Source organism: Haemophilus parainfluenzae (assembly GCF_014931275.1).
Lineage (GTDB): Bacteria > Pseudomonadota > Gammaproteobacteria > Enterobacterales > Pasteurellaceae > Haemophilus_D.
The window spans coordinates 1,198,810-1,214,408 of record NZ_CP063110.1; the positions used below are offsets into that span (position 1 = coordinate 1,198,810).

Here is a 15,599-nt window from a genome sequence, read left to right on the forward strand (position 1 = left end):
TGTAAATTTGGTTAATTATAGCGAATGTTGGCTGGCAGGTAAAATTCGGGCATAAAAAAAGCACCTTCTGGTGCTTCATTATCTCGGCTTAATTGGCGGAATGGACGGGACTCGAACCCGCGACCCCCTGCGTGACAGGCAGGTATTCTAACCAGCTGAACTACCACTCCGTAAGTATATTAAGACAAGTTTTAAATTGGCGGAATGGACGGGACTCGAACCCGCGACCCCCTGCGTGACAGGCAGGTATTCTAACCAGCTGAACTACCACTCCGCTAAGTGCTGGGTATAATAATGATGAACGTTAAAACCGTCAATCTTTTTTTTCTTTTTTATGTTTATCTGATTAATAGATAACCGATTAATGTGAGGTTTCATCCCCCGTACGAATAGACCAAAAACATTTGCCATCGCTTTTTTTATTGACCAATTTAAGGAAATCCAAATGGGCTTGGAGTTCATCATCAGTGGGTTGCAACACTTTTAAATTCTGCGAAAAATTGACCGCACTTTGAAGATCTTGCATATTAGCACCAGCTTGGATAATTGAACTATCCGCATGATCTTCATCAAATAGACTGGTTTGACCGCCCGTCATGGATAAATAAACGTCGGCCAAAATCTCCGCATCCAGTAACGCGCCGTGGAGTGTGCGTTTGCTGTTATCAATGCCTAAACGATCACACAACGCATCTAAGCTATTACGTTTCCCTGGATACATTTGGCGCGCCATTTGCAACGTATCGGTGACGAGGCAAATGTCAGTCGTTTTGATATCTAATCCAAGTTTACGGAATTCATAGTCCATAAAGCCCACGTCGAAGGGCGCATTATGAATCAGCAGTTCGGCACCACGAATGTATTCAATAAAGTCTTGTGCAATCGTTTTGAAATCCGGTTTATCCGCCAGCATTTCATCCGTAATACCGTGAACTTTAATAGCATCAGGATCAACCAAACGATCCGGTTTAATATAAATATGAAAATTATTGCCCGTATATTTACGGTTGATCATTTCCACGGCACCAATTTCAATAATGCAATGTCCTTCGTAATGCGCACCAATTTGGTTCATACCGGTGGTTTCAGTATCCAGTACAATTTGGCGATCCGGATTTATCATTGTTCTACCTATTTGTTTCCTTTAAAATACTGCCTATTTTACACAAGCTCGAATTAGTTATGCAAAAACAGATTGAAATTTTTACGGATGGATCTTGCCTTGGCAATCCGGGAGCCGGTGGCATAGGGATTGTCCTGCGCTATAAACAGCATGAAAAACATATTTCAAAAGGGTATTTCAAAACCACCAATAATCGCATGGAATTACGAGCAGTGATTGAGGCTTTAAATAGCTTGAAAGAGCCTTGCCATGTGACGCTTTATAGCGACAGCCAATATATGAAAAATGGCATTACACAATGGATTTACAATTGGAAGAAAAACAATTGGAAAGCCAGCACGGGCAAAGCGGTAAAAAATCAGGATTTATGGATTGCATTAGATCAGGCGATTCAAACCCATAACATTGATTGGCAGTGGGTGAAAGGCCATTCAGGTCATCGTGAAAATGAAATTTGTGATGAATTAGCCAAACAAGGCGCAGAAAACCCAACTTTAGAAGATATTGGTTACGAAGGGTAGTCTGCACCTGGTTTTAACGTGCGGTTATTCTTGATAACGAATTAAACCTTCCTGCTGTGTGGTGGCAATTAGTGTGCCATCTGCAGCAAAAATTTGTCCTCTCGCTAAACCACGTCCGGCAAAAGCATTGTTACTTTCAATGGCATGTAAGTGCCAATTATTTAAATTGAAAGGGCGGTGGAACCAAATGCTGTGGTCGATTGTAGCCACTTTCATCCCTTTCTGTAAAAAGCCTTTCCCATGTGGGTGAAGTGCGGTCAAAATACAGTGAAAATCAGAAAAATAGGCCAAGAGACATTGTTGTGTCTGCAAATCTAGTGGAGCTTCTCCATTGGTTTTAAACCAAGCATATTGTTCTGGCGGCAGTTTTTGCCCATTAAATGGATTGTTCAAATATCGGCTATGAATCTGAAATGGTCGTTCTTGGGCAAATTTTTCACTTAAGCTTTCAGGCAAAGTCTGCGCCACTTTTAACATGATTTCGTGCTCATCAATACATTGTTCTGGCCCCGGCACTTGTGGCATGGCTGATTGATGGTCAAAGCCTTCTTCGGGTACTTGAAATGAAGTAGTGACATGACAAATCACATTTTTATGCTGAATGGCTTTTACGCGTAATGCAGAAAAGTTGCGTCCTTCACGTAAGGTTTCTACATCATAAATAATCGGGTATTGACTGTCGCCAGGCGCTAAAAAGTAAGCATGGCAGGAATGGAGTACTCGCTCAGGTGGTGCAACTTGCATCGCGGCAGAAAGCGATTGTGCCACGACTTGGCCACCAAACACTTGGCGAAAACCTAAGTCTTCACAGGCTCCGCGAAAGATAAGATCATCAATTTTTTCTAATTTTAACAATTCGATAAGTTGATTTAATTTATCCGACATTATTTTTTCCTTTTATAAATACAAAAAGACCGCATAGTTATGCGGTCTGAAGTGTTTTTATACGTTAAAGCGGAAGTGCATAACATCACCATCTTGGACGATGTAGTCTTTACCTTCTAAGCGCCATTTACCCGCTTCTTTTGCACCGTTTTCACCTTTGAATTGGATGAAGTCATCGTAAGCAATTACTTCTGCACGGATGAAGCCTTTTTCAAAGTCAGTATGGATTACAGCGGCTGCTTTAGGGGCGGTTGCACCAACTGAAACCGTCCATGCGCGCACTTCTTTCACGCCCGCAGTGAAGTAGGTTTGAAGATTTAATAAAGCATAACCTGCACGAATTACACGGTTTAAGCCAGGTTCTTCAATGCCAAGATCTTGTAAGAATTCGATTTTTTCGTCGTCATCAAGTTCCGCAATTTCAGCTTCAATCGCTGCACATACAGGCACCACAACAGAGCCTTCTTTTTCTGCAAACTCACGTACTTTGTCTAAATATGGGTTATTTTCAAAACCGTCTTCATTTACGTTCGCAATGTACATGGTTGGTTTTAATGTGAGGAAGTTATAGCTTTTAATCGCCAATAATTCATCTTTATCTAACTCAACAGAACGAATCATGCCTGCTTCAGAAAGTACAGGAAGGATTTTTTCCATCACAGACAGCTCAAATTTTGCGTCTTTATCGCCACCTTTAGCTCGTTTTTGTAAACGTTGAATAGCACGTTCGCAGCTATCTAAGTCAGCAAGGGCTAATTCGGTATTGATGGTTTCGATATCGCTTAATGGATCGATCTTACCCGCAACGTGCACGATGTCATCATTTTCAAAACAACGAACAACATGACCAATTGCATCAGTTTCACGGATGTTAGCTAGGAATTTATTACCTAAGCCTTCACCTTTACTTGCACCCGCAACCAAACCAGCGATATCCACAAACTCCATGGTGGTGGGTAATACGCGCTCAGGTTTAACAATTTCCGCTAACGCATCTAAACGCGGATCTGGCATTGGTACCACGCCAGTATTTGGTTCGATTGTACAGAACGGATAGTTTGCCGCTTCGATACCGGCTTTGGTTAATGCATTAAAAAGGGTAGATTTACCGACGTTTGGCAAACCAACGATACCACATTTAAATCCCATGATGTTTTCCTTATTGTAAGCGTAAGTGCGGTTAAAATTTATGGTGTTTTTTCACCGCACTTTTGAGTTAAATTTTAAAACTGTTTAAGCGATTGGTGGCTTTCACCATGCCTTCTTTGAAAAGCAATTCAATGCAATCGGTGGCTTCGTCTAACGCTTTATCGAGTGCTTCTCTTTCTGCAGGCGCAGGTTTGTTAAGCACAAAACCTGAAACTAAATCACGGTGTCCAGGATGCCCAATGCCAATGCGTAAACGATAGAAATTGTTGCTGTTACCAAGCTGAGCCACGATATCTTTTAAACCATTGTGTCCGCCATGTCCACCACCTTGTTTTAATTTTACGGTGCCCGGCGGTAAGTCTAATTCATCGTGTAGCACTAAAATTTCTTCTGGCTTGATGCGATAAAAATTAGCAAGTGCACCCACTGCTTTTCCGCTTAAATTCATAAACGTCGTTGGCACTAAAAAACGGACTTCTTTGCCGTTAATCAGTGTTTTTCCTACATAACCGAAGAATTTATTTTCTGCATTAAGCGAAACATTAAAGCGACGAGCCAAACGCTCAATCAGCCATTCACCTGCATTGTGGCGGGTTTCCGCATATTTATCGCCAGGGTTTCCCAGCCCCACGATGAGTTTAATTTCAGACATAGTTTTATACTTGAATAAAAATAGTGGCGTATTGTAGCGAAAAAGGGCTAATTTCTCAATCTATAAGGCTAAGACTAAAACACCTGAGAGAATTAATAGACTTCCTATGACTAATTTCATACTTAAGGGTTCGCCTAACAATACAACACCTAAAATAATGGCAATCACGACACTGAGTTTATCAATGGGCGCAACCCAAGAGGCGGGCGCCATTTGCAACGCACGATAATAACAAAGCCAAGATAGGCCTGTAGCAACACCAGAAAGAATTAAAAAGGTAAATGGTTTTGCGGCAATATGTTGTGGTAGTTGCCATTCATTGCGGGCGCTAATGATACCCGCTGTAACGAGTAAAACCACAATTGTGCGGATAAAGGTCGCGAGATTGCTGTTAATGCCTTCTACCCCTAATTTGCCTAAAATAGCGGTAAGTCCAGCAAAAAAGGCTGAACCAATGGCAAAAAATACCCAATTCATGATGAACTCCTGATTTTATCGTTAATATTGACCGCACTTTTCCGCTATAATAACGGAAAACTCATCAAGACAGAATAAGACATGAACCAAATTAATATTGAAATCGCCTATGCCTTGCCGGATCGTTATTATTTGAAGTCCTTCAAAGTGGATGAAGGCACGATGATCCAAACGGCTATTTTACAATCGGGCATTTTACAACAGTTTACCGAGATTGATTTGCGCGAGAATAAAGTAGGAATTTATTCCCGTCCAGCAAAACTAAACGATCAGTTAAAAGATGGTGATCGTATTGAAATTTACCGTCCATTGTTAGCGGATCCGAAAGAAATTCGTCGTAAACGTGCAGCAGAGCAAGCCAAAGCCGCACAAGAAAAAGCTCAACAAGAAAAACAGGAAAAGGAGTAAAAAAATGACCGCACTTTCCAACCAATATTGTCTGCCTGATGGCATTACCCCTGAAATTTTCCTGCGTGATTATTGGCAGAAAAAACCATTAATTATTCGTAATGGTTTGCCTGAAATTGTTGGTCAATTTGAGCCTGACGATATCATCGAATTAGCACAAGGCGAAGATGTGACGGCGCGTTTAGTAAAAACCTTTTCAGATGATAATTGGAAAGTGTTTTTCAGTCCGTTATCCGAAGAAGATTTTGCAGATGTACCCGAGAAATGGTCGGTGCTCGTCCAAAATTTAGAACAATGGAGCACTGAACTCGGTCAGCTTTGGAATAAGTTTGGCTTTATTCCACAATGGCAACGTGACGATATTATGGTGTCCTATGCACCTAAAGGCGGTTCCGTTGGTAAACATTATGACGAATATGATGTGTTCTTGGTGCAGGGCTATGGTCACCGTCGTTGGCAGTTAGGTAAATGGTGTGATTCTTCCACAGAATTTAAACCGAATCAGCCGATTCGTATTTTTGATGATATGGGCGAATTGGTCATTGATGAAGTCATGAATCCAGGCGATATTCTTTATATTCCGGCTCGCATGTCGCATTATGGTGTGGCTGAAGATGATTGTTTGACCTTTTCTTTTGGTTTGCGTTATCCGAATTTAGCAGACATTTTCGATAACGTGAACAAAGCGTTTTGTCATCAAGATCCTGAATTGAATTTAAGCGAATTCCAATTACCGTTACGCTTAACGCAAGCAGAGCAGCGTACGGGCAAATTGGCAGATGAAAATATTCAAGCAATGAAAAAGCAATTCTTAGCGAAATTGGCAGAGTCTGATGCCTTTGATACCTTGTTCAAACAAGCAGTAGCCAGTACAGTGAGCTCACGTCGCTATGAAATGTTAGTATCCGATGAGATGTCCGATCCTGACGAAGTGCGGTCAATTTTAGAAGAGGAACAAGGTGTATTAATGCAGGACAATAACTGCAAATTGCTTTACACCGAAAATCCGCTCCGCATTTATGCTAATGGTGAATGGTTAGATGAAGTGAATGTCATTGAAGCGGAAGTATTGAAACGTCTTTCCGATGGTGAAACGCTAGATTGGGCATTCTTAAACAACTTAGTGAATGATACAGAAGATCCTGAAAGTACAATGGAATTATTGCTCGATTCGATTTGTAACTGGCTGGACGACGGTTGGGTGTTGATTGAATAATGTCTGAAAACATTTACTCTGTTTCCCAACTGAATAGTGCCGCTCGCCAAATGCTAGAAGGGAATTTTTCACAGATTTGGCTGACAGGGGAGATTTCTAATTTCACTCAGCCTGTGTCTGGGCATTGGTATTTAACGCTGAAAGATGAAAATGCCCAGGTTCGCGGTGCGATGTTCCGTATGAAAAATTTGCGGGTGGGATTTCGTCCGCAAAATGGTATGCAGGTCTTGGTGCGGGCAAATGTTAGTTTATATGAACCTCGCGGTGATTATCAGCTGATTATTGAATCCATGCACCCTGCTGGCGAAGGATTATTGCAACAGCAATTTGAAGTGCTAAAAATGAAATTGGCGGCTGAAGGGTTGTTTGCACAAAACTTGAAGAAAAGCTTGCCAGACTTTGCTAAAGCGGTGGGTATTGTGACCTCTTCAACTGGCGCAGCGTTGCAAGATATTCTGCATATTTTAGCTCGCCGAGATCCCAGTTTAAAAGTAGTGATTTATCCAACGGCAGTGCAAGGCAAAGAAGCAACGGCTGAAATCGTCCAAATGATTGAGCTCGCTAATGCACGTCAAGAAGTGGATGTATTGATTGTCGGCCGTGGTGGTGGTTCTTTAGAAGATCTTTGGTGCTTTAATGAAGAAGAAGTGGCACGTGCGATTTTTCGTTCTAATTTACCCATTATCAGTGCGGTAGGTCACGAAACCGATGTCACCATCGCCGATTTTGTGGCTGATTTACGTGCACCAACCCCCTCTGCTGCGGCGGAGTTAGTGAGTCGCAATCAGCAGGAATTACTTCAACAGTTAGCCTATAAACAACAGCGCTTAGAGATGGCGTTAGATCGCATTTTTAGTCATCAACAACAACGTTTACAAAAGTTACGTTTACGCTTGCAAAATCAACATCCGCAAAATCAATTGTTGATGCAAAAAGCCAAAACGGCGCAATTACACCATCGTTTAGTCTTGGCGATGCAGCGCCAAATGGATAAAACGCAGCAAAAATTGACCGCACTTTCAGCGCGCTTAAAACAAAATCCGTTGCCTTATCGATTGCAAAAACAATCCCAATATTTAGCTCAGTTACAAGTGCGGTTAAATTTAGGGGCGAATCGTCAAGTCACGGAACGTCAAAATAAATTAGCGACATTGTGTGGCAAGTTGGATGGATTAAGCCCATTAAAAGTATTAGCGCGAGGGTATTCCATCGCGGAAGATGTCAAAGGACATGCTATTGTGAGTGTGAAACAAGTCAAAACAGGCGACACCATTAAAACGAAGGTGGCAGATGGGGAAATAACCAGCCGCGTTTGTTAATTTAAATAAATTTTTAATGTAAACCTATGATGAATAAGAAATCATCATAGGTTTTCTTTTTTTGTGACCGGCTTCAAAGTTTCGACAAAAAAATAGAGGGTTCAGTTTTTTTTATTTTTTTATGGGAGTATTATGCGACCTCGATACTAGGAGAGTAATGATGTCAGAAATTCAACAGTTTAGTCAGCATGATATAGAAGTTCTTAATGAAGAAACTGTTTATAAAGGTTTTTTTACACTTAAGAAAGTACAGTTTAAACATAAGCTTTTTGCTGGTGGCGAAAGTGGTGTCGTAACACGAGAGTTGTTGGTCAAAGGTGCCGCTTCTGCCGTGATTGCTTACGATCCGAAAGAAGATTCGGTAGTTTTAGTGGAACAAGTACGTATTGGTGCATATCAACCTGGTTCAGCTCGTTCTCCTTGGTTATTAGAATTGATCGCCGGCATGGTCGAAGAGGGTGAACAACCTGAAGAAGTGGCTTTGCGTGAAAGTGAAGAAGAAGCTGGTGTATCAGTTCAAGATCTTACTCATTGTTTAAGTGTATGGGATAGCCCGGGTGGCGTAGTCGAGCGTATTCATCTGTTTGTCGGTCGAGTAGATAGCTCGCAAGCCAAGGGACTTCATGGTTTAGCTGAAGAAAATGAAGACATCCGTGTTCATGTGGTGAAACGTGAGCAAGCCTATCAATGGATGTGTAATGGCAAAATTGATAATGGCATTGCAGTAATGGGCTTGCAATGGCTTCAATTAAATTACGCCCAATTGCGGCAGCGCTGGCAATAGGAGTCCCATGAGCAATACATTTGAATGCGAACTCGCGAGTGAGATCGTCAAATTATTACAAATTACCGATCCTCATTTATTTAAGGATACAAGCAAAGACTTATTAGGCATCAATACGCATGAAAGCTTTTCTCAGGTATTAAAAGAAATTCAGGCAGAGTCTTTTAATTATGATGTCGTGCTTGCAACCGGTGATTTGGTACAAGATAGTAGCGATGAAGGCTATCTACGATTTATTGAAATGGTTAAACCGTTAAATAAGTCAGTATTTTGGCTTCCGGGTAACCATGATTTTCAACCCAAAATGGTCGAGCATTTAAGCCAACCGCCTATTAATGCGTCAAAACATTTACTTCTTGGAAAACATTGGCAAGTGATTTTGTTAGATAGCCAAGTTTCTGGTGTGCCTCATGGCGAATTAAGTGCTTATCAGCTAGATTGGTTAAAAATGAAATTAGCGGAAAATCCAGCGCGTCATAGCTTAGTCGTCTTACATCACCATTTATTGCCAACAAATTCAGCATGGCTTGATCAGCATAACTTACGGAATGCTCATGAATTCTCAGAGGTTCTGGCTCAATTCAACAATGTAAAAGGGATTTTATACGGTCATATTCATCAAGAAGTCGATGGCTATTGGCAAGGTTATCAAACCATGGCAACACCAGCGACTTGTATTCAATTTAAGCCGGACAGCAACCATTTTGCTTTAGATACCTTACAACCAGGTTGGCGTGAAATTGAGCTATATCCAGATGGGCGAATTGAAACGAGAGTGAAGAGAATCAAACACAAAACGTTCCTGCCAAATATGGAGGAAGAAGGATACTAAACAAAGTGCGGTTAAAATTCAGTGATTTTAACCGCGCTTTTTCTATACCGAAAGGGGTAAAAGTCCATTTTACACTAGCCAGCATTCCCACAAATCTGTACAATAGCCGACCGATTTTATCTTTTTACTAATCTTTATTTTTTAAGCAATATGACGCAAAAATTACATATTAAAACATGGGGCTGTCAGATGAATGAATACGATTCATCAAAAATGGCCGATCTTCTCTTAAATACACATGGTTTGGAATTAACTGATATTCCAGAAGAAGCAGATGTGTTACTTCTAAATACCTGTTCTATCCGTGAAAAAGCACAAGAAAAAGTGTTCCATCAGTTAGGTCGTTGGAAAGAATTAAAAAAACAAAATCCAAATCTAGTGATTGGTGTGGGCGGTTGTGTAGCATCACAAGAAGGTGAGCATATTCGTCATCGAGCACCTTATGTGGATATCGTATTTGGTCCGCAAACTTTACACCGTTTGCCTGAAATGATTAACCAAATCCGTGGCGGTAAAAGTTCGGTGGTGGATGTAAGTTTCCCTGAAATTGAGAAATTTGACCGCTTACCGGAACCTCGCGCAGAAGGTCCAACCGCGTTTGTGTCTATTATGGAAGGCTGTAATAAATATTGTACTTACTGCGTGGTGCCTTATACCCGTGGTGAAGAAGTGAGCCGTCCTGTTGATGATGTATTATTTGAAATTGCGCAGTTAGCCGATCAAGGTGTTCGTGAAATCAATTTATTAGGCCAAAACGTAAATGCGTATCGAGGCCCGACATTTGATGGTGGTATTTGTACATTTGCAGAATTGTTGCGTTTAGTAGCGTCTATTGACGGTATCGACCGTTTACGTTTTACCACCAGTCACCCAATCGAATTTACTGATGATATTATTGACGTGTATCGCGATACACCAGAATTAGTAGACTTCGTACACTTACCGGTACAAGCTGGTTCAGACCGTATTTTAACTATGATGAAACGTGGTCATACCGCGTTAGAATATAAATCGATCATTCGTAAATTACGTGCAGTGCGTCCAAATATTCAAATCAGCTCAGATTTCATCGTGGGCTTCCCAGGTGAAACCAATGAAGAGTTTGAACAAACAATGAATCTAATTGCGCAAGTGAATTTTGATATGAGCTTTAGCTTTATCTATTCCGCGCGTCCAGGCACACCTGCAGCAGACATGCCAGATGATGTAACCGAAGAAGAGAAAAAACAACGTCTTTATCTTTTACAAGAGCGTATCAACCAACAAGCGGCACAATATAGCCGTCGTATGCTTGGCACAGATCAACGTGTATTGGTAGAAGGGCCATCTAAGAAAGATATTATGGAATTAACAGGACGTACGGAAAACAATCGTATTGTGAATTTCCAAGGCTCACCAGATATGATCGGTAAGTTTGTCGATATCAAAATTACAGATGTTTATACTAACTCTCTGCGTGGTGATGTGGTGCGTACTGAAGATCAAATGGGATTACGTATTGCTCAATCTCCACAAGAAGTGATGAACCGTACTCGTAAAGAAGATGAATTAGGCGTAGGACGTTATCACGGCTAATCATTTAAGAGAATATAGATAAGTAACCGTATGCAAGTGCGGTTATTTTTTTATGTGTTTTTTAGAAAAGAGAGTAGGAAAGTCGTTACCCTAAATTTTAGGTATAAAAAAACACCCGTTAAGGTGCTGATTTAAAGTGGTGGGTCGTGAAGGATTCGAACCTTCGACCAACGGATTAAAAGTCCGCTGCTCTACCGACTGAGCTAACGACCCACTGGTATGATTTTGAAATGGTGCCCGAAGCCAGACTTGAACTGGCACGCCTCGAAAGGCGAGGGATTTTAAATCCCTTGTGTCTACCGATTCCACCACTCGGGCAAATTGGAGCGGGAAACGAGGCTCGAACTCGCGACCCCGACCTTGGCAAGGTCGTGCTCTACCAACTGAGCTATTCCCGCGTTTGCTTGTTGCCAAACAACGGGGCGTATTTTACGGATTTATCTCATTGTGTCAAATAAAATTCGTAAAAAAAGTTTTTAATTGGTTAAAAATAATTCAAAAATAAAAGGCGCGATTAAAATAACCGCACCTTTCATTTAAAATTTAGCCAATTCTATAATTCAATGTTATCTAACAAGCTGCCTTTTGCTGCTTTTAAGTATTGGAGCATTGACCAAACCGTTAAAATGGCCGCTAAATAAAGCAGTACAATTGCCAGAGTTTCCATATAAACGTTATATCGCCAGAGTAATCCACCTAAAGCTAGCATTTGAGAGGTGGTTTTCACTTTTCCAAGCCATGAAACGGCCACTTTATTACGTTCACCTAATTCAGCCATCCATTCGCGTAAAGCAGAAATAATGATTTCACGAGAAATCATAATAATCGCTGGAATGGTAATCCAGAAAGAATGTTGATATTCCACAATTAATACAAGTGCGGTAATAACCATCACTTTATCAGCTACAGGATCAAGGAAAGCACCGAAACGGGTTGTTTGTTTTAATTTTCGTGCGAGATAGCCATCAAACCAGTCGGTGACACCGGCAATAAAGAAAATGAGCGTTGTAATAAAAGGAGCAGAAGGGATTGGTAAATAAAATGCCACGACGAAGAATGGGATTAAAATCACTCGGAGAATCGTCAGAAAAATAGGAATATTATATTTCATAAAAAATAACCGCACTTTGGTTAAAGATACGCTCATTCTAAAGGATCTACAAAAATAAAAAAAGCCACTTAATGTGGCTTTTTCTTAAAAATTAAAGTTTGTCAGCGTTTTGTTTCAAGTATTTAGCAACACCTTCAGGGCTGTCTTTCATACCTTCTTTGCCTTTTTCCCATTGAGCAGGGCAAACTTCACCGTGTTCTTCGTGGAATTGTAATGCATCTACCATACGTAACATTTCATCGATGTTACGACCTAATGGTAAGTCATTAACCACTTGGTGACGAACAACGCCGTTTTTGTCAATTAAGAATGAACCACGTAACGCAACACCTTCTTCAGGGTGTTCGATACCGTATGCTTTAGCGATTTCGTGTTTAACGTCTGCAGCTAATGCATATTTAACTGCACCGATACCGCCGTTTTCAGTTGGGGTATTACGCCATGCATTGTGAGTGAATTCTGAGTCGATAGATACACCAACAACTTCAACACCACGTTTTTTGAACTCTTCGTAACGGTGGTCGAATGCGATTAATTCAGATGGACAAACGAAAGTAAAGTCTAATGGATAGAAGAATAATACTGCCGCTTTACCATTGATGTGTTTCTTGAAATTGAAGTTATTAACGATTTCTCCGTTGCCTAAAACTGCAGCGCAAGTAAAATCTGGAGCTTGACGAGTTACTAATACCATAGTCATAATTCCTATATGAAAGTGAATAAAAATTTTGCGGATGCAAAAAGTCGCCGATTATTTTAAGAAAATTAATCGCACTTTAACAGCTGTTTTTATCTATTGAATTAATTAATATTGTCTAAGTTACAGGTGAAATATATGTCAGAACATCATACTTTATCGACCACACTGGTTCATGCAGGGCGTAAAAAGCGCTTTACTCAAGGTTCTGTTAACCCCGTGGTTCAACGCGCATCTTCTTTAGTGTTTGATACCATTTCGGATAAAAAACATTGCACAAAAAATCGTTACAAGGGAGAGCTTTTTTACGGTCGTCGTGGCACGTTAACTCACTTTGCACTTCAAGATTTAATGTGTGAAATGGAAGGCGGAGCTGGTTGTTATCTTTATCCCTGTGGTGCTGCAGCGGTAACAAATGCTATTTTATCATTTGTAGAAACGGGCGATCATGTCTTAATGACAGGGGCTGCTTATGAGCCGACACAAGATTTTTGTAATGTAATTTTGAAAAAAATGCATATTGATACGACCTACTATGATCCAATGATAGGCACAGATGTTGCCAAACTCGTGCAGCCAAATACAAAAGTCTTATTTTTAGAGTCGCCAAGCTCTTTAACGATGGAAGTGCCAGATATTCCAGCGATTGTTAAAGCGGTTCGAGAAGTAAGCCCTGAAATCATCATTATGATCGATAATACATGGGCAGGAGGCGTACTATTCAAAGCGTTAGAGCATGGTATTGATATTTCTATTCAAGCAGGAACGAAATATTTAGTAGGGCATTCTGATATTATGATCGGTACTGCTGTTGCTAATGCACGTACTTGGGATAAATTGCGTGAACATTCCTATTTAATGGGGCAAATGGTTGATGCGGATTCCGCCTATACGACAGCACGTGGTATTCGTACCTTAGGTGTGCGATTAAAACAACATCATGAAAGTAGTTTAAAAGTGGCCAAATGGTTGAGTGAACAACCACAAGTTAAAGCAGTGTATCATCCTGCGCTACCAAGCTGTCCAGGCCATGAAAACTTTAAACGTGACTTTACCGGCGCAAGCGGTTTATTCTCTTTTGAATTACATAAACGTTTAAACGATGAAGAGCTTTCCGCCTTTATGGATCATTTTGATCTTTTCACAATGGCTTATTCTTGGGGCGGGTTTGAATCGCTCATTTTATGCAATCAACCAGAAGAAATTGCAAAAATTCGCCCAGGTATTGAGCGTAAATTAACGGGATCATTAATTCGTCTGCATATTGGATTTGAAGACACAGATGAATTAATTACTGATCTTCAAGCGGGCTTTGACCGAATCAAATAAGAAAAAGGGCTGTTTATGTAAACAGCCCTTATTTACTCAATCTTTGAGTTGATTTATCATAGTCAGCATTTTTAGCAACTAGAGAAGAACAATGAAACATATTCATATTTTAGGCATCTGCGGGACCTTTATGGGTGGCGTTGCGATGATTGCCAAACAAATGGGCTATAAAGTAACAGGTTCCGATACCAATGTTTACCCACCGATGAGCACTTTTTTACAAGAGCAGGGCATTGAAATTATTCCTAATTATGATGTAGCTCAACTTCAGCCTGCACCCGATATGGTGATTGTCGGAAATGCTATGAAGCGTGGTAATCCTTGTGTGGAATATGTTTTAGATAATGCCTTGCTTTATACATCAGGCCCACAATGGTTACATGATCATTTATTACGTAACCGTTGGGTGTTAGCGGTTTCAGGTACACATGGTAAAACCACAACAACGGGCATGTTGACTTGGATTTTAGAACAAAATGGGTTAAAACCCGGTTTCTTAATCGGTGGGATTGCGGGGAATTTTGGTACTTCTGCTCGTTTAGGGGAAAGTGAGTTCTTCGTGATTGAAGCGGATGAGTACGATACGGCGTTCTTTGATAAACGTTCTAAATTTGTACATTACAATCCGAAAACCTTGATCATTAACAACATTAGCTTCGATCATGCTGACATCTTCGATGATCTTCATGCGATCCAGCGTCAGTTTCATCATATGATTAGAACCATTCCTTCCACAGGACGCGTTCTTTCTTTTGCAGATGAACAGAGCGTGAAAGAAACCCTCAATATGGGATGTTGGTCAGAACAACAATTTATCGGTAAAGATAAAGAATGGTCTGCGGAACGTATTACTAATGATTGTTCTGAATTTGCCGTATTCCATCACGGTAAAAAAGTGGCTGAAGTGAAATGGAATATTGTCGGACAGCACAATATGCACAATGCGTTAATGGCGGTTGCAGCGGCTTACCATGCGGGTGTCAAAATTGAAGATGCATGTCATGCATTAGGTAGCTTTATCAATGCAAAACGTCGTTTAGAGGTGAAGGGTGAAGTAAACGGTATTACGGTTTATGATGACTTCGCTCACCATCCAGAAGCCATTCTTGCGACACTCACGGCGTTGCGTGATAAAGTAGGCGGTGGCGTACGTATTCTTGCTGTATTAGAGCCTCGTTCAAATACCATGAAAATGGGCGTGCATAAAGATGAAATTGCGCCAGCACTTGGGCGAGCTGATGCCGTATTTATGCTACAACCAGATAATATTCCGTGGGACGTAGCTGAAATTGCGGGACAATGTGTTCAACCGGCATACTACACAGGAAACGTTGATAAATTGGTGGATATGATTGTGGCTGAAGCGAAAACAACGGATCACATTCTTGTGATGTCAAACGGTAGCTTTGGTGGCATTCATCAAAAGATTTTAGATCGATTAAAATAATCTCAATGCAAAGTGCGGTCAAAAATGAAAATGTTTTTGACCGCACTTTTTATCATTAAAAATAAGGAAATAGC

The 15,599-nt window shown here is 40.7% G+C and carries 16 protein-coding genes and 5 tRNA genes; 9 read left to right on the plus strand and 12 right to left on the minus strand.

Features of this window, described 5'->3' with window-relative positions; all coding sequences use genetic code 11:
* Positions 1-93 precede the first annotated feature (93 nt).
* The 3 genes from INQ00_RS05930 to dnaQ form a co-directional block, all read right to left on the minus strand.
* A tRNA-Asp gene (locus tag INQ00_RS05930) sits at positions 94-170 on the minus strand.
* Between the two features lie 27 nt (positions 171-197).
* A tRNA-Asp gene (locus INQ00_RS05935) sits at positions 198-274 on the minus strand.
* An 87-nt stretch (positions 275-361) separates the two neighbouring features.
* Positions 362-1,123: a DNA polymerase III subunit epsilon gene (gene dnaQ / locus INQ00_RS05940; RefSeq protein WP_049384994.1), complete on the minus strand. Its 762-nt coding sequence runs from the start codon at positions 1,121-1,123 to the stop codon at positions 362-364.
* 59 nt (positions 1,124-1,182) lie between these two features.
* Here dnaQ and rnhA point away from each other — a divergent pair, with 59 nt between their 5' ends.
* A complete protein-coding gene (gene rnhA / locus INQ00_RS05945; protein WP_049381610.1) occupies positions 1,183-1,644 on the plus strand; it encodes a ribonuclease HI in 462 nt (153 codons plus the stop codon).
* Between the two features lie 24 nt (positions 1,645-1,668).
* On the opposite strand, the gene tesB is transcribed toward rnhA, so the two are convergent.
* The 4 genes from tesB to INQ00_RS05965 form a co-directional block, all read right to left on the minus strand.
* Positions 1,669-2,529 (minus strand): acyl-CoA thioesterase II, encoded by an 861-nt coding sequence (tesB, locus tag INQ00_RS05950; protein WP_197546492.1) that lies wholly within the window; start codon positions 2,527-2,529, stop codon positions 1,669-1,671.
* Between the two features lie 57 nt (positions 2,530-2,586).
* The gene (ychF, locus tag INQ00_RS05955; protein WP_049355809.1) at positions 2,587-3,678 is read right to left on the minus strand and encodes a redox-regulated ATPase YchF; all 1,092 of its coding nucleotides are present in this window, start codon (positions 3,676-3,678) and stop codon (positions 2,587-2,589) included.
* 67 nt (positions 3,679-3,745) lie between these two features.
* Complete coding sequence (gene pth / locus INQ00_RS05960) at positions 3,746-4,330, minus strand: aminoacyl-tRNA hydrolase (RefSeq protein ID WP_014065080.1); 585 nt, start codon at positions 4,328-4,330, stop codon at positions 3,746-3,748.
* A 60-nt stretch (positions 4,331-4,390) separates the two neighbouring features.
* On the minus strand, positions 4,391-4,807 hold the full coding sequence (locus INQ00_RS05965) for an EamA family transporter (RefSeq protein ID WP_065244332.1): 417 nt from the start codon (positions 4,805-4,807) through the stop codon (positions 4,391-4,393).
* Between the two features lie 81 nt (positions 4,808-4,888).
* Here INQ00_RS05965 and INQ00_RS05970 point away from each other — a divergent pair, with 81 nt between their 5' ends.
* The 6 genes from INQ00_RS05970 (at position 4,889) to miaB (ending at position 10,941) form a co-directional block, all read left to right on the plus strand.
* Positions 4,889-5,215: an RnfH family protein gene (locus INQ00_RS05970; protein ID WP_049364381.1), complete on the plus strand. Its 327-nt coding sequence runs from the start codon at positions 4,889-4,891 to the stop codon at positions 5,213-5,215.
* A 4-nt stretch (positions 5,216-5,219) separates the two neighbouring features.
* The gene (locus tag INQ00_RS05975) at positions 5,220-6,431 is read left to right on the plus strand and encodes a ribosomal protein uL16 3-hydroxylase (protein WP_197546493.1); all 1,212 of its coding nucleotides are present in this window, start codon (positions 5,220-5,222) and stop codon (positions 6,429-6,431) included.
* Complete coding sequence (xseA, locus tag INQ00_RS05980) at positions 6,431-7,750, plus strand: exodeoxyribonuclease VII large subunit (protein ID WP_197546494.1); 1,320 nt, start codon at positions 6,431-6,433, stop codon at positions 7,748-7,750. The genes INQ00_RS05975 and xseA overlap by 1 nt, the downstream gene beginning before the upstream one ends.
* 160 nt (positions 7,751-7,910) lie before the next feature.
* A complete protein-coding gene (gene nudF, locus INQ00_RS05985) occupies positions 7,911-8,534 on the plus strand; it encodes an ADP-ribose diphosphatase (RefSeq protein ID WP_197547505.1) in 624 nt (207 codons plus the stop codon).
* Positions 8,535-8,541: 7 nt separating this feature from the next.
* The gene (gene cpdA / locus INQ00_RS05990; RefSeq protein WP_197546495.1) at positions 8,542-9,366 is read left to right on the plus strand and encodes a 3',5'-cyclic-AMP phosphodiesterase; all 825 of its coding nucleotides are present in this window, start codon (positions 8,542-8,544) and stop codon (positions 9,364-9,366) included.
* Between the two features lie 150 nt (positions 9,367-9,516).
* Complete coding sequence (gene miaB / locus INQ00_RS05995; RefSeq protein ID WP_197546496.1) at positions 9,517-10,941, plus strand: tRNA (N6-isopentenyl adenosine(37)-C2)-methylthiotransferase MiaB; 1,425 nt, start codon at positions 9,517-9,519, stop codon at positions 10,939-10,941.
* Positions 10,942-11,078: 137 nt separating this feature from the next.
* Here the strand turns inward: miaB and INQ00_RS06000 are convergent.
* The 5 genes from INQ00_RS06000 to INQ00_RS06020 form a co-directional block, all read right to left on the minus strand.
* Positions 11,079-11,154: transfer RNA gene (locus INQ00_RS06000), tRNA-Lys, on the minus strand.
* An 18-nt stretch (positions 11,155-11,172) separates the two neighbouring features.
* Positions 11,173-11,259 (minus strand) — tRNA-Leu (locus INQ00_RS06005).
* A 4-nt stretch (positions 11,260-11,263) separates the two neighbouring features.
* Positions 11,264-11,339, minus strand: a tRNA-Gly gene (locus tag INQ00_RS06010).
* Positions 11,340-11,494: 155 nt separating this feature from the next.
* Entirely contained in the window at positions 11,495-12,052 is a 558-nt protein-coding gene (pgsA, locus tag INQ00_RS06015) for a CDP-diacylglycerol--glycerol-3-phosphate 3-phosphatidyltransferase (RefSeq protein WP_054418055.1), read from the minus strand.
* A gap of 91 nt (positions 12,053-12,143) precedes the next feature.
* Complete coding sequence (locus tag INQ00_RS06020; RefSeq protein WP_014065088.1) at positions 12,144-12,746, minus strand: peroxiredoxin C; 603 nt, start codon at positions 12,744-12,746, stop codon at positions 12,144-12,146.
* 141 nt (positions 12,747-12,887) lie between these two features.
* Here INQ00_RS06020 and metC point away from each other — a divergent pair, with 141 nt between their 5' ends.
* Together metC and mpl are read left to right on the plus strand one after the other, a co-directional pair.
* A complete protein-coding gene (gene metC, locus INQ00_RS06025) occupies positions 12,888-14,078 on the plus strand; it encodes a cystathionine beta-lyase (protein WP_197546497.1) in 1,191 nt (396 codons plus the stop codon).
* 91 nt (positions 14,079-14,169) lie between these two features.
* On the plus strand, positions 14,170-15,525 hold the full coding sequence (gene mpl / locus INQ00_RS06030; RefSeq protein WP_197546498.1) for a UDP-N-acetylmuramate:L-alanyl-gamma-D-glutamyl-meso-diaminopimelate ligase: 1,356 nt from the start codon (positions 14,170-14,172) through the stop codon (positions 15,523-15,525).
* Positions 15,526-15,599 lie beyond the last annotated feature (74 nt).

What these genes read in the sequence shown, in the direction of transcription:
- dnaQ (WP_049384994.1), bottom strand. Translation starts at nt 1,123, where the DNA reads ATGATAAATCCGGATCGCCAAATTGTACTGGATACTGAAACCACCGGT.
- rnhA (WP_049381610.1), top strand. Translation starts at nt 1,183, where the DNA reads ATGCAAAAACAGATTGAAATTTTTACGGATGGATCTTGCCTTGGCAAT.
- tesB (WP_197546492.1), bottom strand. Translation starts at nt 2,529, where the DNA reads ATGTCGGATAAATTAAATCAACTTATCGAATTGTTAAAATTAGAAAAA.
- ychF (WP_049355809.1), bottom strand. Translation starts at nt 3,678, where the DNA reads ATGGGATTTAAATGTGGTATCGTTGGTTTGCCAAACGTCGGTAAATCT.
- pth (WP_014065080.1), bottom strand. Translation starts at nt 4,330, where the DNA reads ATGTCTGAAATTAAACTCATCGTGGGGCTGGGAAACCCTGGCGATAAA.
- INQ00_RS05965 (WP_065244332.1), bottom strand. Translation starts at nt 4,807, where the DNA reads ATGAATTGGGTATTTTTTGCCATTGGTTCAGCCTTTTTTGCTGGACTT.
- INQ00_RS05970 (WP_049364381.1), top strand. Translation starts at nt 4,889, where the DNA reads ATGAACCAAATTAATATTGAAATCGCCTATGCCTTGCCGGATCGTTAT.
- INQ00_RS05975 (WP_197546493.1), top strand. Translation starts at nt 5,220, where the DNA reads ATGACCGCACTTTCCAACCAATATTGTCTGCCTGATGGCATTACCCCT.
- xseA (WP_197546494.1), top strand. Translation starts at nt 6,431, where the DNA reads ATGTCTGAAAACATTTACTCTGTTTCCCAACTGAATAGTGCCGCTCGC.
- nudF (WP_197547505.1), top strand. Translation starts at nt 7,911, where the DNA reads ATGTCAGAAATTCAACAGTTTAGTCAGCATGATATAGAAGTTCTTAAT.
- cpdA (WP_197546495.1), top strand. Translation starts at nt 8,542, where the DNA reads ATGAGCAATACATTTGAATGCGAACTCGCGAGTGAGATCGTCAAATTA.
- miaB (WP_197546496.1), top strand. Translation starts at nt 9,517, where the DNA reads ATGACGCAAAAATTACATATTAAAACATGGGGCTGTCAGATGAATGAA.
- pgsA (WP_054418055.1), bottom strand. Translation starts at nt 12,052, where the DNA reads ATGAAATATAATATTCCTATTTTTCTGACGATTCTCCGAGTGATTTTA.
- INQ00_RS06020 (WP_014065088.1), bottom strand. Translation starts at nt 12,746, where the DNA reads ATGGTATTAGTAACTCGTCAAGCTCCAGATTTTACTTGCGCTGCAGTT.
- metC (WP_197546497.1), top strand. Translation starts at nt 12,888, where the DNA reads ATGTCAGAACATCATACTTTATCGACCACACTGGTTCATGCAGGGCGT.
- mpl (WP_197546498.1), top strand. Translation starts at nt 14,170, where the DNA reads ATGAAACATATTCATATTTTAGGCATCTGCGGGACCTTTATGGGTGGC.